This window comes from Gordonia gummivorans (assembly GCF_022513585.1).
Classification (GTDB): domain Bacteria; phylum Actinomycetota; class Actinomycetes; order Mycobacteriales; family Mycobacteriaceae; genus Gordonia.
The window spans coordinates 353,169-373,159 of the sequence record NZ_JAKWBF010000001.1 but is presented as its reverse complement, the minus strand read 5'-3'; the positions used below and the strand labels follow the sequence as shown (position 1 = coordinate 373,159).

The following is a 19,991-nucleotide window of genomic DNA, read 5'->3' as shown; positions in this document are numbered from 1 at the left end:
GAGTCCTCGGCATGTGGCGGTGCGGATGACTCCTGGCGCCCGGCGAACGACTCGACGGTAGGGTGGCATGCCGTGACAGACTCGACCGCCGGCCGGCCCGGCCAGACGCGGCCGCCGGGATCGGCCCGACCGGACCCCGAACGGCGTACGCGACTGCTCGCCGCCGGCGCGGTCACCCTGCAGGGCCTCGGCGACATCCTCAAGCCACTCGGAGCGGTGTTCGAGGACGCCGGACACGAGCTGTACCTCGTCGGAGGGTCGGTGCGCGATGCAATTCTCGGGCGGCTCGGCAACGATCTGGACTTCACCACCGACGCACGGCCCGAACGTGTCGTCGAACTGATCACTGGCTGGGCCGACGCGGTGTGGGACGTCGGGATCGAATTCGGCACGGTCGGCGCCCGCAAGGGCGAGGCGATGATCGAGATCACCACCTTCCGCGCCGACGTCTACGACCAGGTGGGCCGCAATCCGCAGGTCACCTTCGGGGACACCCTCGACGGCGACCTCGTCCGCCGCGACTTCACCATCAACGCGATGGCCGTCGCGATCGGTGCGGCCGGCGCCGGCGAGCTGCACGATCCGCTGGACGGGGTGACCGCGGTGCTCGCGGGCGTCATCGACACCCCGTCGGCACCCGAGAACTCCTTCGGCGACGATCCGCTGCGCATGCTGCGCGCGGTGCGTTTCGTCTCGCAGCTAGGCTTCGCACTGGCGCCCCGGGTGACCGACGCGATCAGCCGGATGGCCCCCGAGATCGACCGCATCACCGCGGAGCGGGTGCGCGCCGAACTCGACAAGCTGATCTGCGGCGAGTACCCGATCGACGCGATCGACGCGATGGTCGACACCGGACTCGCGCAGCGGGTGCTGCCCGAGGTGCCCGGCATGAAACTCACCATCGACGAGCATCACCAGCACAAGGACGTCTATCAACACTCGCTGACCGTGCTGCGGCAGGCCATCGACCTCGAGGAGGGCGATCCGGATCTTGTGCTGCGCTGGGCGGCGCTGCTGCACGACATCGGCAAGCCCGACACCCGCAAACACGAACCGGGCGGCGGCGTCAGCTTCCACCACCACGAGGTCGTCGGCGCGAAGATGGTCCGCAAGCGCATGCGCGCGTTGAAGTACCCCAACGCGGTGGTCTCGGAGGTGTCCGACCTCGTCTACCTGCATCTGCGCTTCCACGGCTACGGCGACGGAACGTGGACGGACTCGGCGGTGCGACGCTACGTCACCGACGCCGGAGGACTGCTCGACCGCCTGCACAAGCTGGTGCGCGCCGACTGCACCACCCGCAACAAGCGCCGCGCCCGCCGGCTGCAACAGAACTACGACCACCTCGAGCAGCGGATCGCGGCGCTGCAGGAGGCCGAGGATCTCGACCGCGTGCGCCCCGACCTCGACGGCAACGCGATCATGGAGTTGCTCGGTCTGCCGCCGGGACCGCTCGTCGGACAGGCGTGGCGCTACCTCAAGGAACTGCGCCTCGACCGCGGACCGCTGAGCCGCGAAGAAGCCGAGGACGCCCTGCGTGAGTGGTGGGCCGAGCGTCAGAAGTGAGGCAGGGTCAGGCCGCGGGTGCGTAGATCTCGATCGCGTCGGGTACCACCTCGAACACGGCGGGCAGTTCGCCGACCAGGTCACCGTCGATGGACACCGCTGCCGGTGGATCGCAATACAGTTCGATCTCACGCCCGCGCAGCGTTCGCACCATCGGATGGCTCACGTGTTCGCCACTGAAGACCTTGGGGAAGACGCGGGCAACGGTGGTTCGCGCGAACCGCGGTGGTCGATGGCCCACGGTCACGTCCAGGGCGCCGTCGGACATCGACGCATCCGGCGTGATCTGCATCCCGCCCCCATACGACGTGGTGTTGCCGATCGCGGCAAACACGACGTCCCCCTCGGAACGCTCGTCGTCGACGCGGACGTGATAGTGCCTCGTGCGCAGGCCGACGAGTTCGCGCATGGCGGCAAGGGTGTAGCGGGCCTGACCTCGCGGCCACGACATCGCGATGGCGCGTTCGGTGACCGAGGCGTCGAATCCGGTGGCCGCGACCGTCGTGAAGAGTGCGGTGTGGCCGTCGGGAAAGGTCACGCGGCCCAGGTCGACGGTCCGGCGGCGGCCGGTGAGCAATATCTCGGCGGCCTTCGCCGGGCTCCCGAGTGGGATGTCGAGGTTGCGGGCGACGTCGTTGCCGCTGCCGGCCGGGATGATCGCCAAGGGTGTCCCGGTGCCGATCGACGCCTCGACGGCAAGACGGATGGTGCCGTCGCCGCCGACCACGGCGAGCGCGTCGGTCGCGCCGCGTGCGGCCTTGCCGGCCAGGTCAGCGGCCTCGTCGGCGTCCTCGCCGACCAGCATCTCGACCTCTACGCCGGCGCTGTGCAGCGCGCGGGCGGCCTCGGCCGCCACGCGGGTACCGGCACCGTGCCGGGCGTACGGATTGACCAGCAGGGTGACGTGTTCGGGGGTGGCCGGGGTCATCGGATGGGGGCCCGATGTCGTCGCGGCGGGTTCGTCATGCGTTACAGTGTTACACATCATGTCAATCCGTAACGAGGAGATCGCGGATCTCGTTCTCGACGCCGCCCGCCGATGCCTCATCCGTAGCAACGGCCACCGCGTGACGGTGTCCGAGGTCGCTCGCGAGGCCGGTGTCAGCCGTCCCACCGTCTACCGGCGGTGGCCCGACATCGCCGAGATCATCCGCGCGCTGCTCACCCGGGAGGTTCTCGGGACGGTGGAGAGCGCGGCCGGTGCGAGCCTCGTCGACGGTGCCGAGGAACTCGACGATCTGGTCTCGCTCATCGTGCGGGTGGTCGCCGCCCTGCGTGCCAACGAGCTGATCGCCTCGCTGTGGCGCGAACAGCGAGACTTCATGGCGCCCTACGTGTTCGAACGTCTCGGTACCAGTCAGCAGGGAGTGCTCGCGCTGCTCGCCGACCTGCTCGCGCAGGGGCAGAGCCGCGGTCAGGTGCGGGTCGGGGACACCAAGCAGATGGCCGCCATGGTGCTGATGATGGCCCAGGCGTTCCTGCAGTCGGGGGCGCTGGTCTCCGACATCCTCGCCGACGACTGGCGCACCGAACTGTGCCACGTACTGGGCGGGTATCTGCGTCCGACCGCCGGTGACGGGCACTTCTGATGGCCGTGTTGTCCGGCGTCACCCGGCGCGCCGATCTCGAAGAACTCGCGGAACGGACCCAGCCGCTCGACGTGCTGGTCATCGGCGGTGGGATCACCGGTGTCGGCGTTGCCCTCGATGCCGCGACCCGCGGACTGCAGGTGGCGCTCGTGGAGGCCGGCGACCTCGCATCGGGCACCTCGCGGTGGAGCAGCAAACTGGTGCACGGCGGGTTGCGCTATCTGGCGACCGGTCAGTTGTCGATCGCGCACGAGAGCGCCGTCGAACGTCATCATCTGATGACAGTGATTGCGCCGCACCTGATCCGACCGTTACGCCAAGTGGTGCCCGAGAACGGTCCGCGCGTGCGGTCGAGCCTGATCCGCGCAGGGTTCAGAGCGGGAGACATGTTGCGGCGCAACGCCGGAACGCCGTCGTCGGTATTGCCGCCACCGGCGCCGATGTCCACCATGGAGGTGCTCGGCCGCTGCCCGACCGTGCGACGGACCGGGCTGCGCGGCGGAATCTCCAGTGCCGATGGACAACTCGTCGACGACGCCCGGCTGGTGGTTGCCGTCGCGCGCACCGCGGTGGCGTTCGGGGCGAGGATCTGCACCTACACCAGGGCCACGGCAGTGGACGGGCGGGGTGCCACACTCACCGACACGCGCACCGGCGAGAGCTTCACCGTCGCGGCCCGTACGGTGATCAACGCCACCGGCGTCTGGGCACCCGACGTGGATCGGACGATGTCCGTACGGCCCAGTCGCGGAACACATTTGGTGTTCGACGCCGCATCGTTCGGCAAACCCAGCGCGGCACTGACGGTTCCGGTGGACGGATCATTGTCCCGGTTCGTGTTCGCGCTGCCCGCTCAGCTCGGTCGGGTGTACTTGGGGCTGACGGATGTGGACGCGCCCGGTCCGATCGTCGATCAGCCGCAGCCCGACGACACCGAGATCGATTTCCTGCTCGACGCCATCAATTCGGCGCTGCAGCGGTCACTCACCCGCGACGACATCATCGGCACGTTCGCCGGCCTGCGCCCGCTCATCGACGCAGGCGACGGCGACGGTGGCGGCGCCCTCGCCGACGTCTCCCGACGTCATCGCGTCCAGGTCACCGACGGCAGTCTGGTCAGCGTGATCGGTGGCAAACTCACCACCTACCGCCGCATGGCGCAGGATGCCGTCGACACCGCGGTCGCCGTGGGCGAACTGAGGGGCGGCGAGTGCGTCACCACGACGACGCCGCTCGTGGGAGCCATCGGGATACGCGCCGACGCGGAGCTCCCGACGTCGCTGGTCGAACGGTTCGGCGCCGAAGCCCCGGCCGTCGTCGGCCACGCCCGGCTGCCCCGGCCCCTCGATCCGATCGCGCCCGGCATCGACGTCACCCGCGCCGAGGTCGAATTCGCGCTGACTCATGAAGGCGCGCTGGACGTCGACGACATCATCCACCGCCGGACCCGCATCGGCCTGGTCGACGCCGACGCCAAGGCGGCCTGGGGAGCGGTCACCGAGATCGTCGGCGAGATCGCGCCCACCGTTCCCTGAGGGTCAGTAGCCCATCGTCCGCAACTCATCCGCGACTCGGTCGAGGTCGGTGCGTCGTAGATCGAGATGCGGCGAAAGGCGGAGCACCGACTGCTCGGTGGCCAGCGGCGCCCGCCAGGGGTCGGCCGCGGTCACCAGGATGCCCAGCGACAGGAGCTTGTCGCGTGCTGCGGCGACGTCGCCGGCTCCCCAGCCCGGCGGAGGCGCCAGCGTCACGATCGCGGACGGTTCGTCGACCGGTTCGAGAACCTCCCAGCTCGCGATTCCGGTGAGCCGTTCGCGAGTGGCGCGACCGACCGCGGCGAGTTCGCGGAACACGCGTTGCTGGCCGACTGCGAGCACCTCGCGGACCGCGACTCCGAGACCGAGACGGCCCGCGACAAACGCCTCGGAGCTGTCGATCTCCACCGGGCGCAGGCAGTCCCGCCGCACCGCGACGAACCCGACACCGCGCGGACCGGTCAGCCACTTGCGGCTGGTGCCGTAGACGACGTCGGCGCCGGTGACGGTCGGTACGTGTCCGGCGGCCTGAGCCATGTCGACCACCACCGGAACCTGGGCTTGGTGCGCGATCTCGACGATCTTCGAGATCGGTTGCACCACACCGGACATCGAGCCTATGTGGCAGATGTGGATGAAATCGGGCTGCTCGAACTGCAGCATGTTCTCGAGCGCGTCGGTGTCGACGTGGCCGTATACGTCCGCGTCGGGCATTGTGCGAACCGCGTAGCCGCGGCGTTCGAACTCCACCAGGTTGGGACCGAATTCGTTCTTGGCCACCCACACCGTCGATGCGATGGGGAGTTGCCAGTGCGTCAACAGTGCGCGCAGGGCGGCGCGGGCACTCTCGCGGAAGGCGAGCTCGTCGGTGGTGTGCCCGATGAGCGATGCGAGATCACGTTTGTCGCGGGCGATCTCGTCGGCCACCTCGTCCGCGGCGACGTAGGACCCGCGTTCGGATTCCCGCCAGAGATGCCCGGTGATCGATTCGATGACGGCGTTCGACGACCGTCCCGCAGCCGCCGAGTCCAGATGAGCGAAGGCAGGTTCGACTCGGGCCGCGTGCCACTGTTCGCCGAGTTCGCTCACGTACATAGGCCTTGAACCTACCCGGTGGCGGTAATGCGTCCGGCACTCGGTCGACGTCCGGGTGGGCGCCGGGAGCGGAGCGAGCGGGCCCGGTGTGTGGTGGGCGCCGGGAGCGGAGCGAGCGGGCCCGGTGTGTGGTGGGCGCCGGGAGCGGAGCGAGCGGGCCCGGTGTGAACTGGAACCGAAACCGGTGCCGATGCGTCCAACCATTCATGGAGCCGGTAATCGAGTACATCTTCGGACCCGGTGACGGTTCGACCACCACGTGGACGTCGTCGGCCGACCTCGACCTCGATCGGGATGGCACCCTCGATGCGGTCGCGCTGGACTTCGACGGTGACGGTCGTCGTGATGACGCCATGTGGGACACCGACGGCGATGGGACCGCCGACGTCAGTGCACTCGACCTCGACGACGACGGGGTGTGCGACGCGTTCTTCCGGGACTCGGGGCGTGGGCTGTGGGATGTCGAGACCGACCGCGGACGGACACCGGTGCCCAAGCCACCGGACGGACCGCCGCCACCCCCGCGACATCGTCCGCCCGCCGAGATGGACACGAACGGAGACGGGCGGGTCGACGCGAAGCTGGAGAGTTCCGATCGCGGTGGTCGAATCACCCCCGACCGCCTCTACGTCGACGCCGACGGGGATGGAACCTTCGACCACGTCCTCGTCGATCTGGACGGCGACGGCCGGGTCGACGCGTACTACGACAGCACCGACCCCCGCTTCCGTCGTTGATCGTGGAGGTGGGACGAGTGGGGCCTCGTCGCAGAAACCGCACTTGTCGTCAGAAACCGCACGTGTGGCCAGAAACCGCTGGTGCGCACCGGGTTTCTGACCAGACACGCGGTTTCTGAGATCGCGACACGCCGACAATGCGCCTCGGCGGCGGCCTCGGACCACCGTCATCGTCGAGCCCGCGACCATCGATCGACGCGTTCCGCAGAACGCGCCACACGCTCCCGGCACCCGCAAGAAGATAGGGGAAGAAACTTCGTCCCCTACCCTCAGAGTCCTCCCCTACAAATTCCTCGGGGACGACTGTGAACCCCGGGGAAGAAACTCTTCCCCTAGATTTTGCGAGCACGGTACCGAAGCATTTGCCCAGGTCAGCGAGCCGGTCAGTGACTCGCCGGGGCCGGCCGCGACTCGGTCGTCGCATCCACCGGCCGGTGTCGATGCACCACCGCGACCACGGCCACGCCGACGAGGTACAGCACGACGCCGAGGACGACGAGTCCGGTGGCCTGGCCGTCGGCGGGGATGGCCAGCGCCGCGACCGTCACCGCACCGACGTAGGCGATGTTGAACACCGCGTCCTGCACAGAGAACACCTGCCCTCGGACCATGTCGTCGATGTCGACCTGCATCGCGACGTCGCCGCACAGCTTGGCGGTCTGTCCGACGAGCCCGAGGACCAGTGCGGCCGCGCAGATGACGGCGAAGTTGAACGAGAGGATGGTGAGCTCGGCGGCGGCACCGACCACAAGTGCGGCCATCAGCGTTGTGCGCCGCCCGACTCTGGCGACCGCGATGGGTGTGAGGATGGCCGCGACCAGTGCACCCGCCCCGGTGAAGCCGACCACCATGCTCAGCCGGTCGACGCCGTCTCCGGATCCGGTGTGCCGGGCGATCACCAGGATCATCAGGGTGTTCATGCCGAACACCAACCGGTGTGCTCCGATGGCCGACAACGCGGCCGCGACCGGCCGGCAGTGCGCCACCGCCCGGGCTCCGTGCAGCAGACCCACGGCGACCGCGTGGAATGCGGAGCGGCCGGGATCGTCCGGCTCGTCCGGACCCAGTTGCAGCGGCGCAAAGCGATGGGCGAGACGACCGGCCAGGACGGCCAGAATCACACCGGACGCCATGGTCAGTGCACTGCCGGTGTTGTCGTCGCCGAATACCGCGCGCAGGGCCAGCGTCACACCGAGCCCGACGGTGAGCATCGCGCCCCCGAGCGTCGTGAACAGGGCGTTGGTCGCGACGATGACGTCGCGTCGGGCAACGTGCGGAAGACCTGCGGACAGGCCGGCTGCGACAAAGCGGCTGGCGCCGGTGACGGCCAGCGCACCGACCAGCACCACGGTGTCGGGGGCGCCCGACGCGATGGCGGCCGCGACGACAGCGATGATCAACGCGCGCAGGAAGTTCGCGTACATCAGGACATTGCGACGGTCCCAGTGATCGAGCAGCGCTCCGGCGAACGGACCGATCAGCGAGTAGGGAAGCAGCAGCACGGCGAGCCCGCCCGCGACGGCGAGCGGATCGGCGTGCCGTTCCGGATTGAAGAGGATTCCGCCGACCAGCGACGCCTGGAAGATGCCGTCGGTGATCTGACTGGACAGGCGCACCGCGAGCAACCGACCCAACCCGGGCGAATGCCGGAGCGAGGCGACGAATGTGCGCCAACCCCGGGGCTGACGGTGCGGGGTGGAGCTCACTGATACAGCGTAGGGCATTGCATTGGCGACCCCGATCGGCGTGAGCGTGCGATGATGGTCACGTGGCCGGCGCCGACGACGCAGATGACCCCACTCCCGACTCCCGCGACGACACACATCCCGCTGGGACAGGTAGCGGTGGCCGCATGCCCGGCGCCGCTGCCGAGCGCGAATCAGCCCATCGTGTGCGCCCCGGCACCGCACTTCTCGCATCCACAGATCTGATCGAACCGACCTTCGCACGATCGGTCGTCTACGTCATCGAGCACAACGACGCCGGGAGTCTCGGCGTGGTGATCAACCGGATGAGTCAGACCGCCGTTCACAATCTGCTGCCGCAGTGGACCGACCTGGCCGCGACGCCGCGCGCGCTCTATGTGGGCGGACCGGTCAAGCAGGACGCCGCACTGTGCCTCGGCGTCGTCAAACCCGGTGCCGACATCACCCCGTTCGAGGCACTGCGGCCCATCGACGGTCGCGTGGTGCTGGTGGATCTGGACGGCGACCCCGACGAGCTCGCGGAGGTCCTCGAGGGTGTCCGGATCTTCGCCGGTTATGCCGGGTGGGGGATCGGGCAGCTGGGCGGAGAATTGCAGGACGGCAGCTGGATGGTCGCCTCCGCGCTGCCCCGCGACATCCTGGCGCCACCGACGATCGACGTGTGGTCCGACATCCTGCGTCGCCAACCGTGGCCGATGCCCCTGCTGGCCACCCACCCCATCGACCTCGCCCTCAACTGAGTAACCCAGAACACTTTTGTGCTTGTGCTGTGACCTGACCCGCGCGTAGCCTACGCTCGAGTAACAATCGGGTATCGGGGCGTGGGGGATTTATGCGACTCAGGGTGGTAGTCGGAGCACTGGTGACGATCGGGGCGTTGGTCGTCGGCATCGGGGGGACGGCAGCCGCCGACCCGACGGGCGGCGCTGCGGCGCGTGGCTGGCAGGCAAGTCACGACGGCCCGCAACCCTACGCGGGCGTCAACGTCACCTGGGATGTGCCGATCCGGATGAGCGACGGAACCATCTTGCGCGCCAACGTCTATCGGCCCGCCAACGCGCGCCAACAACCGACGTCGAGCAAGACGCCGGTGATCGTCAACATGACGCCCTACACCAAGCTCATCACCGCCGTCGGCACCGCAGTGACGCAGAATCCGGTGCTCGGGCCGTTCCTCACGCAGGTCGCCACGGCAGTCGGTCAGGTCTCGCGGCCGATCCAGGGTTTCGCCGATCTTTCGACATTGACCAACACGCTCCGCGATCAGGGTGCCCGGACGTTCCTGGTCGACGAGAATCTGGTGCGCAGCGGCTACACGCAGGTCGTCGTCGACGTCCGGGGCACCGGCTTCTCGCAGGGCAAATGGGATGTCTTCCAGGCTCGCGAGCAACAGGACACCGTCGAGGTGATCGACTGGGCCGCCCGGCAACGCTGGTCCAACGGCAAGATCGGCATGTCCGGGGTCTCGTACTCGGCCATCAATCAGATCCAGGCGGCCAGCAAACGGCCGGCAGCGCTCAAGGCCATCTTCCCGGTCGAGCCGGGTGGCGATCTGATCCGCGACATCGTCGCGCCGGGCGGTGCGCTGGGCGTCGGCTTCCTGCCGATGTGGCTGACGCTGGTCAACACCACCAAGATGATCCCCAATGTGGCGTCGATGCTGAACGGGACCTTCGACTGGAAGTGGTTGGCCGACCGCATATCTGACCCGTTCACGTTCTACCCGCAACTCTTCGCTGCGTTGCTGACGCCCGACATCCCGTCGGTCCCACCGCAGTTGAAAGAACTCCTGGAGACCAACTCGGGTCCCCGCAAGGCCTGGCAAGACCACGCCGAGCGGATCACCACACCGACGTTCATCTACGGCGGCTGGTTCGATCTGTTCACCAACAGTGAAGTGCGGATGTACAACAACATCCCGCTGGCCCCGGGACGCAAGCAGTTGATCATGGGCGACGGCTATCACCTCACGATCGGCGGCGGACAGACCGGTCGGGCGGGAACCCCACCACGCCTTGACGTGCTGCAGAAGGCGTGGTTCGACAAGTGGATCAAGGGCAAGGACAACGGCATCGACGCCTACGGTCCGGTCCAGCTGAAGCAGGTGGGCGACAGTTGGATCTCCGCCCAGCAGTTCCCGCGGGCCGGTATGTCGCGCCAGCGCCTTTATCTCAGTGACCGACGCAGCGGCACCGCCCCGTACGCCGTCCGCGACGGCAGCCTGGTGACGGCCACGCCGGGATCGCATGGGCGACTGACGGTTTCGCCGGGCGTACTGACGGCCTGCTCGCGTGATGCGTCGCAGCAGTTGGCCGGTGCGCTGGCGCTGTTCCCGTTCTGCGCCAAGGATGCCCGCATCTCCGAACGTAACGCGCTCTCCTTCACCACAGCGCCGATGACCACGACGCGCAGCGTGTCCGGGTACAGCAACGTCCGGGTGAATGCGGTGATGAACGCGACCGACGGCTACTGGACCGCAACCCTCAATGATGTTGCCCCCGACGGGACGTCCAAGGTGATCAGCTCCGGACAGGTGATGGCGTCGCTGCGCAGCTACGATCCGGCGCGGTCGCAGTTCGCACCGAACGGCGACGTCATCGACCCGTTCTACAACCTGACCCTGTCCACCCGGCAGCGCGTCACACCCGGTCGGCCGGTCGCGATCGACATCGGGCTGCTGCCCACCGAGGCCCTCATCCGGCCCGGCCACCGGCTGCGCGTCGACGTGTTCGCCATGAATTTCCCTCGTGGACTGCCGCTTCGGCCGCTGCTCAACGAATCACGACTGGCACCACAGCACATCCAGCTCGATCCCACACATCCGAGCTTCGTGAATCTGCCTCTCTCCACGCCACTTCCTACCCGCTGATCGAGCCGGTACCGAGCGGAGCGAGGCACCGTGTCGACCCGCTGATCGAGCCGGTACCGAGCGGAGCGAGGCACCGTGTCGAGATCACTCCCGCTAGTCCACAACCTCCCGCGAATACCGCGTCGCCAGCCACGAACACAGGATGAGCTGGATCTGATGGAAGATCATCAGCGGCAGCACGATGATCCCGACCACCGACCCGGCGAACAGCACGGTCGCCATGGGTAGTCCGGTGGCGAGACTCTTCTTGGTGCCGCAGAACTGAATGGCGATGACGTCGGCTCGGGAGAAGCCGAGTCGTTGTGGGACCCACCGTGTGACGACGAGCATCACCACCACGAGGATCAGCGAGATCACCGCCACCGCGATCACCTGGCCCACCCCGACCGCCGACCAGATGCCCTGGCGCACGCCCTCGCTGAACGCGACATAGACGACGAGTACGATCGCGCCTCGATCGGCGAGTTTGGTCGGTGCCGAGTGCCGGTTGAAGAAGGGTCCCACCCAGGGCCGCGCGAGTTGCCCCAGCAGGAACGGAACCAGGATCTGCGCGACGATCTTGAGTACCGAACCGGCGTCGATGTGGATGCCGCTGCTGGTGCTCATCAGCGCGACCACGAGCAGTGGCGTCAGGAACACTCCGAGGATGTTCGACGCCGATGCACTGACGATGGCGCCGGGCACGTTGCCGCGGGCTATCGACGTGAACGCGATCGACGACTGCACCGTCGACGGGACGAGGCACAGGAACAGCAGCCCCGTATAGAGGTCGTCACCGACGATCGGCTCGACCACCGGCCGCATAGCGAGGCCGATGAGCGGGAAAGCGACGAAGGTGAACGACAGGATCGTCAGATGCAGTCGCCAGTGCTTGAGACCTTCGAGCGCCTCCCGCGGATGCAGCCGGGTGCCATAGAGGAAGAACAGTGCCGCGATCGCCGCGACGACGACCCAGTCAAGGATGTCGGCGGCGGCCCCTCGTGCAGGCAGGAAGGCCGCGACAACCACGGCCGCGACGATGGCCACGACGAAACCGTCGACGGGGGAGTGAGCCCACCATCGACGCGGGGTGGCAGGGATCGACATCGCGGCTGGGAGCGCCCGGCCTCAGGCCTGGGCGGTCTCGTCGGAGCAGACGCCGCGCAATGAGCACGACCCGCAACTCGAGGTGCCACAGTCCGAAGCGGGGTCGTCGTGCTCTGTGGTTTCGGCCGGTGCCTCGTTGTCGGTACTCGAGCAGCAACCACAACCCGAGTCTTCGACGGGAAGAGCCGCGGCGGCGCGGACACCGAGTGCGCTGACCAGGCCGACGATGAACAATCCCGCGACGAACGCGGCCACCCCGAAGACGACCGACCATGCGCTGTCAACGCCCAGGGTCAGTACAGCCCCCAGCACCAAGATCGCTGCCGCGCCGATCTGACCGGGGCCGGCAACGCGATTGGCCAATGCAAACGCCTCGTCGGAGGCCATGGAATCATCGGCGCGCACGCCGAGCCACCGATTGCGGCGCAGGCGTCCGGTCACGCCGAGCACACCGGTGACCGCCCATGCGACGGCAACCACCAGCAGCAGCACTGCGACGACGACGGACACCACACTCACGAGCTCAACCATACGACCGTGCGTCGTACCACACCGAATCGCACCGGGTTTCTGTCCCACGATGGACACGATTTACGCTGGTCGGGTGACTTCAGAATCCGCGAGCAGGTCGTTCCGCTACACCGCCGAGATGGCCGGTGAGATCGAACAGCGGTGGCAGCAGGAATGGACCGAGCGGCACGCCTACGAGGCGCCGAATCCGGTCGGGCCGCTCGCCGGCGACCTGAGTGCTTTCGACGGGGGTGGTCCGCAGGCCGCCGACAAGCTGTTCGTGCAGGACATGTTCCCGTATCCGTCCGGCGCCGGACTGCACGTCGGACACCCGCTCGGCTTCATCGCGAGCGACGTCTTCGCGCGGTACCAGCGGATGATCGGTCGCAACGTGCTGCACACGATGGGCTTCGATTCGTTCGGGCTGCCGGCCGAGCAATACGCGGTGCAGACCGGAACCCATCCGCGGACGACCACCGAGGCCAACATCGAGCGCTACCTGGCCCAGATCCGGCAGCTCGGGCTCGGCCACGACGAACGACGCCGGGTCGCGACCACCGATGTCGACTTCTATCGCTGGACGCAGTGGATCTTCCTGCAGATCTACAACGCCTGGTACGACGCCGAGGCCGGCAAGGCCCGTCGCATTTCCGAGCTCGTCGACGAGCTGGATTCGGGAGCAAGAACTCTCGACGGCGGCCGGAAGTGGGCCGATCTGTCCCCGGCCGACCGCCGAGGCGTCGTCGACGGCTATCGCCTTGTCTATCAGAGTGATTCGCTCGTGAACTGGTGTCCCGGATTGGGCACGGTGCTGGCCAACGAGGAAGTCACTGCCGACGGGCGCAGCGATCGCGGCAACTTCCCGGTGTTCCGCAAGCATCTGCGGCAGTGGATGATGCGCATCACCGCCTACTCCGACCGACTGCTCGACGATCTGGATCTGCTGGACTGGCCCGACAAGGTCAAGACCATGCAGCGCAACTGGATAGGCCGATCCCGCGGCGCGCGGGTGGCCTTCCCGGTGCCCGGGACCGACGCACGGATCGAGGTGTTCACCACCCGCCCCGACACGTTGTTCGGTGCGAGTTACATGGTGCTCTCGCCCGAGCATCCGCTGGTCGACGAATTGACCGCTGCCGCTTGGCCCGACGGCGTCGACGCGCGGTGGACATATCAGTCCACAGACCCCGCCGAAGCGATCAAGAACTACCGTGCGGCGATCGCGGCGAAGTCGGATCTCGAGCGCCAGGAGAACAAGGAGAAGACCGGTGTCTTCACCGGCACCTACGCCACCAATCCGGTGAACGGTGAATCGATTCCGGTGTTCATCGCCGACTACGTGTTGATGGGCTACGGCACCGGCGCGATCATGGCTGTCCCCGGCCACGACGGCCGAGACCACGAGTTCGCGACCGTGTTCGGCCTGCCCATCCGGGAGGTCATCGGATCGGAGCAGGGCGTCGAATCCGAGGCCTTTGTCGGTGACGGTCCGCTGGTGAATTCGTCGTTCCTGGACGGACTCTCGGTCGACGACGCGAAGGTCAAGATCGTGGATTGGCTGGAGTCCGAAGGGGCCGGCACCGGGACCGTGCAATACAAACTGCGGGACTGGCTGTTCGCGCGGCAGCGGTACTGGGGGGAGCCCTTCCCGATCGTCTATGACGAGGCCGGAAACGCGCACGCGCTGCCGGAATCGATGCTGCCGGTGGAGCTCCCGGAGGTCGACGACTACGCGCCGGTGTCCTTCGACCCCGACGACGCCGACAGCGAACCGTCCCCACCGCTGGCAAAGGCCACCGATTGGATCACCGTCGAACTGGATCTCGGCGACGGTGTGAAGACCTACACGCGCGACGCCAACGTCATGCCGCAGTGGGCGGGCAGTTCGTGGTATCAGCTGCGCTACATCGACCCCACCAATCAGGAAACGTTCTGTGCCAAGGAGAACGAGGCGTACTGGATGGGTCCGCGTCCGGCGCTGCATGGGGAGAACGACCCGGGCGGCCTCGACCTGTACATCGGCGGTGTCGAACATGCTGTTCTGCATCTGCTCTATTCGCGGTTCTGGCACAAGGTGCTCTTCGACCTCGGGTATGTGACCAGTCGCGAGCCCTACCGAAAGCTGTTCAACCAGGGCATGATCCAGGCTTACGCCTACACCGACGCGCGTGGTGTCTACGTGGCCGCCGACGAGGTCACCGAGCGCGACGGCACGTTCTTCTACCAGGGTGCGCAGGTCAACCAGGAATACGGGAAGATGGGCAAGTCGCTCAAGAATTCCGTTGCGCCCGACGACATCTGCCGTGACTACGGCGCCGACACCTTGCGCGTGTACGAGATGTTCATGGGTCCGCTGGATCAGTCCCGGCCGTGGGCAACCAAGGACGTGGTCGGGTCGCAGCGGTTCCTGCAGCGCATCTGGCGACTCGTGGTCGACGAGGAGTCCGGAGTCGTTCGTGTCTCGGACGCCGCCCTCGACGACGAGACGAATCGCGTGCTGCACAAGACGATCGACGGGGTCCGTGAGGACTACGCCGCGCTGCGCAACAACACCGCGGTCGCCAAGCTGACCGTTCTGACCAACCACCTCACCAAGAACTTCGAATCCACCGGCGCTCCACGGGAGGCGGTCGAGGCGTTGGTGATCATGCTCGCGCCGCTCGCCCCGCACATCGCGGAGGAACTGTGGCGCCGGCTCGGCCACGACGAACTCCTGGTGCGCGGCCCCTTCCCGACAGCCGACGCGGCATGGCTGGTGGAGGACACCATCGAGATCCCGATCCAGGTGAAGGGCAAGGTGCGCAGCCGAATCACCGTCGCCGCCGACGCCAGCGAGGCCACCGTGCGGTCGGCCGCGCTGTCCGACGAGAAGATCGCAGCGCTGCTCGACGGCGAGCCCCGCAAGGTGATCGTCGTACCCGGCCGCATGGTCAACGTCGTTCCCTGACCCACGCCCCGCCGGTCGTCCGGTTTTGTAGCAAGAGTGCGCGCCTGGCACGCACTCTTGCTACAAAACCGCCCACGGGATCACTTCGGGGGCAGTTTGCGCGCATAGTCGGCGCCGATGGAGACCCATCGGCTCAACGCGCGGTCGCCGGCGATCCCTTCATCGGATACGCGGAGCCAGCCGCGCGTCTCGCGCCCGGACATGATCATCGGCTCGGTGTGTGGATGCTCGAGCAACCCCTCGGTGTCCTCGGGCTTCACCCGCACCATGAGCCCGCCACGGCCGCTCGCGGCGACCGCCATGTTGCCGTTGATCAGGAACGCGAGACCGCCGAACATCGACTTCTCGTCGAGCCCGCATTCCGTCGCGAGCAAAGCGCGTATCCGGTAGGCGAGATCCTCGTCGTAGGCCACGGGTACGAGGGTAGGGGCCGCGCGTCCGTGCGGCCAGAGGGTGCACACGACTGTGACCTTCAGACCGCACAGCGGGGACCTCAAGACGCCGCGAGGTCGGGACTGGTGCCTGATCTTACTCTGGAGTAAGGTAGCCGCATGGCGATCAACCTGGAGCTCCCGAAGAAGTTCGATTCGACGGTCGAGCGCACCCATCTGGCGGCGGAGCACATGTTCCGGCCGATCACCCGCAAATACGACAAAGCCGAGCACGAGTACCCGGTCGAACTCGATGAGCTGGGCAAACTCGCCAAGCAGTCGCGTTCCGCGGAACGTTCCGACGACAAGGGCGGCGACAAGAAGGATGATGCGCCGTCGGTCAACGGCGCCAACCTGCGGTCCCTGATCGCGGCGCGTGAGATGAGCTGGGGCGACGTCGGGCTGTTCCTCACGATCCCCGGCCAGGGGCTGGGCAACGCGGCGATCGCTGCGGTCGCCACCGAGGAACAACTCGACCGCTTCGGCGACGTCTGGGCCGCGATGGCGATCACCGAGCCCAGCTTCGGGTCGGACTCGGCGGCGGTGTCCACCACCGCGACCGCCGACGGTGACGACTATCTGATCAACGGCGAGAAGATCTTCGTGACCGCGGGTTCACGCGCCGACCACGTGGTGGTCTGGGCAACCCTCGACAAGAGCATCGGCCGTGCCGCGATCAAGAGCTTCGTTGTCCCGATGGACACCGAGGGCGTCAGCATCGCGCGCCTCGAGCACAAGCTCGGCATCAAGGCGTCCGACACCGCGGTGGTCCGGTTCGAGAATGCCCGCGTGCCCAAGGAGAATCTGCTCGGCTCGCCGGAGATCGACACCAAGAAGGCCTTCGGCGGCGTCATGCAGACCTTCGACAACACGCGACCCGTCGTCGCCGCGATGGCCGTCGGCCTGGGCCGCGCGGCCCTCGAGGAGATGCGCCGCATGCTCGAGGAGGCCGGCCACACCATCGACTACGACAAGCCGGCTGCCGCCCAACACGCTGCGGTGAGCGAGTTCATTCGGATCGAATCCGATTGGGAGGCTTCGTGGTTGCACACCCTGCGGGCTGCCTGGATGGCGGACAACCGCCAGCCCAACTCGGCTGAGGCGTCGATGTCGAAGGCGAAGGCCGGCCGCATGGTCACCGAACTGACCAACAAGGCCGTGGAAATCGGTGCGACAGCCGGCTTCTCGGAGACCTCGCTGCTGGAGAAGTGGGCGCGCGATGCCAAGATCTTGGACATCTTCGAAGGCACGCAGCAGATTCAGCAGCTGATCATCGCGCGACGCGTGCTCGGCAAGTCCAGCGCCGACCTCAAATAGGGCCACACACTCATCGCAACAGACGCTCCCGAAGCCGGTTCTCTCGTTCGATCCGCGCTGCGTCGCGCCGGCTGCGTTCGGCCATCACCGCGCACAGCACCGCCTCGTCGGGAGCAGGCGGTGGCGCGGGCGAGACGAACGGTGCGACGTCGAAGATCAGTTGACGTGCCAGTCGCTCTCGCGGTTGCGGCCGCATGTTCTCGCGGTGTCCGAGGAATCGGCGCAGCATGACGGCCAGCGGCGCCGGAAGTGAGCCGATGTCGGCCGACGACGCCCACGTCGCGAGCTCGGCGGGCATGACGACGGGGTCGGGGATCTCCAGGCGTCGGCGATCACGGATGACGTAGGTTCCGGCCACGAGGTCGCCCATGCGTTTGCCCTTGGACGTGATCGCCGCGGTGAACAGCGCGGGCAGGCCAAGACAGCCGTAGATCTCGACGACCCCGATCAACGCCCGCGCCAGTGCATGGCGAAAGCCCACCGGTCCGGCGTCGTCGCGCACCGTCCGCAGGCCGACGATGAGATGACCCAGATTCTTTCCCTTGGTGGCGGTCTCGGCCGCTGTCGGTACCGCGACGAGAGCGATCACCACGGCCACGGTGCTCAGCGCATCCTTCAACGCCGAGTCGGCCTGCGCAAACACACTGCCGAACACCCAATTGAGCAGCACGTACAGGCCGACGCCGACGATGACGTCGACGATGCCGGACAAGATCCGCAAACCGAGATTGGCGGGCGGCAACTCCAAGGCGACCGCCTCACCGGACACCTGATCGTCGCGCCCGACGCCGACGGTGGCGCTGCCACGTCCCCAGGCCAGAGCCGCCGGCGGTCCGACGACCGGGCCGAATCCAGGCGGGTGCGGCGGCACAGGTCCGTACATAGCGCCACCCTAATGGTGTGTCTCGGAAATACGTAACTAGTCTCCGGCGTTCGATCGACGCCTGGCCACGTTGTCGTCGGTCACGATAGCGCCGCTATCGCTCCCTCCTCCGCCTTGCCAGAACGCCGATCGCTCCACCGAAGACTGGCCACGTATTCCCGAGACACACCACCAGCGTGGACCGCCGGGTCCACCGCCCTCGTCACAAGCGGTTGTGCAATCAGCGAATGACCTACCAGCGAATGACCTACCAGCGAATGACATCGTCCCGACAAACGACTCGATACCACTAGGCTGGCCGAGTGGATCTCGATGCCTATGTCAACGCGCACCGCGCGACGTGGGAACGACTCGACGAGCTGTCGAGGCGACGCGGACTCTCGGGGGCCGAGGCCGACGAGATCATCGACACCTATCAGCGCGTCGCGACGCACCTGTCGGTGATTCGTTCGGCCGCGCCCGACGCGTCGCTCGTTGCCTACCTGTCTGCGCTGCTCGCCCGGGCCCGCTCCCGTGCCGCAGGCACCAAGGGGGACACCTGGGCCGAGATGGCGAGGTTCGTGACCCAGTCGTTTCCGGCAGCGCTGTACCGGATGCGGTGGTGGTGGCTGTCGGTGATGGGCGCGTCAATGGTCCTGACCGTCGCGGTCGCGTGGTGGTTGCTCGACCATCCGCGCATCGAGAGTTCCCTTGCATCGGCCGACGAGATCGAGCGGCTGGTCAACAATGACTTCGAGGGCTACTACAGCCAGCATGCCGCGACGTCCTTTGCGGCTCAGGTGTGGACCAACAACTTCTGGTTGGCCGCGCTGTGTATTGCGCTGGGAATCTTCGGCTTTCCCGTCGTCTTCATGCTCGTCTTCAACGTCATCAACATTGCGATCGTCGCGTCGATCATGATCCGGCACGGTCGCGGTGACCTGTTCTTCGGACTGATTCTGCCGCACGGATTGCTCGAACTGACCTGCCTGTTCATCGCGGCGGGAGTCGGGCTGCGTCTGTTCTGGGCGTGGGTGGCGCCAGGGGCGAGATCCCGCGCGACCGCGCTGGGCGAAGAGGGCCGCTCGGCCATCGGCGTCGCGTTGGGACTCGTTGGGCTGCTGCTGATCAGCGGCGTGATCGAAGCGTTCGTGACGCCATCGGGCCTGCCCACCTGGGCACGAGTCGGTATCGGTATCGCCGTGTGGGCGGCCTTCTTCGCCTACGTCTTCACGCTCGGACGGTGGGCCTACAACGCGGGCGAACGCGGCGACGTGAGCGAGGCCGATCGAGGGTTCGCTGCCCCGGTGGCGTAGGCGTCAGGCGCAGCCGAGACGCACTGCTGCAGCCTGGAACTCGGCCTTCGACGGCACCGAGTCAAATCGGCCGGGAACGTCGTTGCGCCCCCGGATCGTGACGATGGTCTTCTTGCCGACGCCCGGTGCAGACACCCGGCTGAAGTACACCAGGCAGTTCTTCCGTGTCCGCATGGTCAGCTGATCCGGCCCGGACTTGGTCGGCCGCGACAGACCGTAGCTGTAGCCGAGGTTCGTCGTTGAGGTGAACCAGGTTTGGGGTGCCGCAGTGGCCATGGACTCAACGCCCAGTACGGTCGGCGCCGCGACCACACCGACGGACGCAGCGCCGACGATGAGGGACCCGCTCACGAATCGCGCAATGATGCCCATGAGCGCAAAGGTACCGGCCACTGTCGTCACTGGGTGAAGTGCACAGCCGATTT

General features: G+C 67.2%; 17 protein-coding genes. 9 read left to right on the top strand and 8 right to left on the bottom strand.

Going from position 1 to position 19,991, the window contains the following annotated elements:
* The first annotated feature begins 72 nt into the window (after positions 1-72).
* Positions 73-1,566 (top strand): CCA tRNA nucleotidyltransferase, encoded by a 1,494-nt coding sequence (locus MKW15_RS01670; RefSeq protein ID WP_374245910.1) that lies wholly within the window; start codon positions 73-75, stop codon positions 1,564-1,566.
* A gap of 7 nt (positions 1,567-1,573) precedes the next feature.
* Here MKW15_RS01670 and MKW15_RS01665 read toward each other — a convergent pair whose 3' ends face one another.
* A complete protein-coding gene (locus MKW15_RS01665; protein ID WP_240855578.1) occupies positions 1,574-2,494 on the bottom strand; it encodes a diacylglycerol/lipid kinase family protein in 921 nt (306 codons plus the stop codon).
* A gap of 58 nt (positions 2,495-2,552) precedes the next feature.
* Here MKW15_RS01665 and MKW15_RS01660 point away from each other — a divergent pair, with 58 nt between their 5' ends.
* Both MKW15_RS01660 and MKW15_RS01655 read left to right on the top strand, forming a co-directional pair.
* Positions 2,553-3,155 (top strand): TetR/AcrR family transcriptional regulator, encoded by a 603-nt coding sequence (locus MKW15_RS01660; protein ID WP_240855452.1) that lies wholly within the window; start codon positions 2,553-2,555, stop codon positions 3,153-3,155.
* Positions 3,155-4,690, top strand: coding sequence for a glycerol-3-phosphate dehydrogenase/oxidase (locus MKW15_RS01655; RefSeq protein WP_240855450.1), 1,536 nt, complete (start codon positions 3,155-3,157; stop codon positions 4,688-4,690). Before MKW15_RS01660 ends, MKW15_RS01655 begins: the two co-directional genes overlap by 1 nt.
* A 3-nt stretch (positions 4,691-4,693) precedes the next feature.
* Here the strand turns inward: MKW15_RS01655 and MKW15_RS01650 are convergent, their stop codons facing one another.
* A complete protein-coding gene (locus MKW15_RS01650; RefSeq protein WP_240855447.1) occupies positions 4,694-5,785 on the bottom strand; it encodes an aminotransferase class V-fold PLP-dependent enzyme in 1,092 nt (363 codons plus the stop codon).
* A 206-nt stretch (positions 5,786-5,991) separates the two neighbouring features.
* Here MKW15_RS01650 and MKW15_RS01645 point away from each other — a divergent pair, with 206 nt between their 5' ends.
* A complete protein-coding gene (locus MKW15_RS01645) occupies positions 5,992-6,522 on the top strand; it encodes a hypothetical protein (RefSeq protein WP_240855445.1) in 531 nt (176 codons plus the stop codon).
* Positions 6,523-6,905: 383 nt separating this feature from the next.
* Here the strand turns inward: MKW15_RS01645 and MKW15_RS01640 are convergent, their stop codons facing one another.
* On the bottom strand, positions 6,906-8,228 hold the full coding sequence (locus MKW15_RS01640) for an MFS transporter (RefSeq protein ID WP_240855443.1): 1,323 nt from the start codon (positions 8,226-8,228) through the stop codon (positions 6,906-6,908).
* 62 nt (positions 8,229-8,290) lie between these two features.
* On the opposite strand from MKW15_RS01640, the gene MKW15_RS01635 reads away from it, so the two are divergent.
* Together MKW15_RS01635 and MKW15_RS01630 are read left to right on the top strand one after the other, a co-directional pair.
* Entirely contained in the window at positions 8,291-8,968 is a 678-nt protein-coding gene (locus MKW15_RS01635; RefSeq protein WP_240855441.1) for a YqgE/AlgH family protein, read from the top strand.
* 92 nt (positions 8,969-9,060) lie between these two features.
* Positions 9,061-11,097 (top strand): CocE/NonD family hydrolase, encoded by a 2,037-nt coding sequence (locus tag MKW15_RS01630; protein WP_240855439.1) that lies wholly within the window; start codon positions 9,061-9,063, stop codon positions 11,095-11,097.
* A 93-nt stretch (positions 11,098-11,190) separates the two neighbouring features.
* Here MKW15_RS01630 and MKW15_RS01625 read toward each other — a convergent pair whose 3' ends face one another.
* Positions 11,191-12,183, bottom strand: a complete 993-nt coding sequence (locus MKW15_RS01625; RefSeq protein WP_240855436.1) for a bile acid:sodium symporter family protein — start codon at positions 12,181-12,183, stop codon at positions 11,191-11,193.
* 21 nt (positions 12,184-12,204) lie between these two features.
* Positions 12,205-12,714, bottom strand: a complete 510-nt coding sequence (locus tag MKW15_RS01620; protein ID WP_240855435.1) for an SdpI family protein — start codon at positions 12,712-12,714, stop codon at positions 12,205-12,207.
* A gap of 118 nt (positions 12,715-12,832) precedes the next feature.
* Here MKW15_RS01620 and leuS point away from each other — a divergent pair, with 118 nt between their 5' ends.
* Positions 12,833-15,640 (top strand): leucine--tRNA ligase, encoded by a 2,808-nt coding sequence (leuS, locus tag MKW15_RS01615; RefSeq protein WP_374245939.1) that lies wholly within the window; start codon positions 12,833-12,835, stop codon positions 15,638-15,640.
* 80 nt (positions 15,641-15,720) lie between these two features.
* On the opposite strand, the gene MKW15_RS01610 is transcribed toward leuS, so the two are convergent.
* Positions 15,721-16,053, bottom strand: coding sequence for a TfoX/Sxy family protein (locus MKW15_RS01610; RefSeq protein ID WP_240855427.1), 333 nt, complete (start codon positions 16,051-16,053; stop codon positions 15,721-15,723).
* Positions 16,054-16,191: 138 nt separating this feature from the next.
* Between MKW15_RS01610 and MKW15_RS01605 the strand changes: the two genes are divergently transcribed.
* Positions 16,192-17,388 (top strand): acyl-CoA dehydrogenase family protein, encoded by a 1,197-nt coding sequence (locus MKW15_RS01605; protein WP_240855426.1) that lies wholly within the window; start codon positions 16,192-16,194, stop codon positions 17,386-17,388.
* A 10-nt stretch (positions 17,389-17,398) separates the two neighbouring features.
* Here the strand turns inward: MKW15_RS01605 and MKW15_RS01600 are convergent, their stop codons facing one another.
* Positions 17,399-18,271 carry an RDD family protein gene (locus MKW15_RS01600; protein ID WP_240855425.1) on the bottom strand — a complete coding sequence of 291 codons (873 nt, stop codon included), beginning with the start codon at positions 18,269-18,271 and terminating at the stop codon, positions 17,399-17,401.
* A 302-nt stretch (positions 18,272-18,573) separates the two neighbouring features.
* Between MKW15_RS01600 and MKW15_RS01595 the strand changes: the two genes are divergently transcribed.
* On the top strand, positions 18,574-19,566 hold the full coding sequence (locus MKW15_RS01595) for a stage II sporulation protein M (RefSeq protein ID WP_240855423.1): 993 nt from the start codon (positions 18,574-18,576) through the stop codon (positions 19,564-19,566).
* A 3-nt stretch (positions 19,567-19,569) separates the two neighbouring features.
* Here the strand turns inward: MKW15_RS01595 and MKW15_RS01590 are convergent, their stop codons facing one another.
* Complete coding sequence (locus tag MKW15_RS01590) at positions 19,570-19,968, bottom strand: hypothetical protein (protein ID WP_240855421.1); 399 nt, start codon at positions 19,966-19,968, stop codon at positions 19,570-19,572.
* Positions 19,969-19,991: the final 23 nt, after the last annotated feature.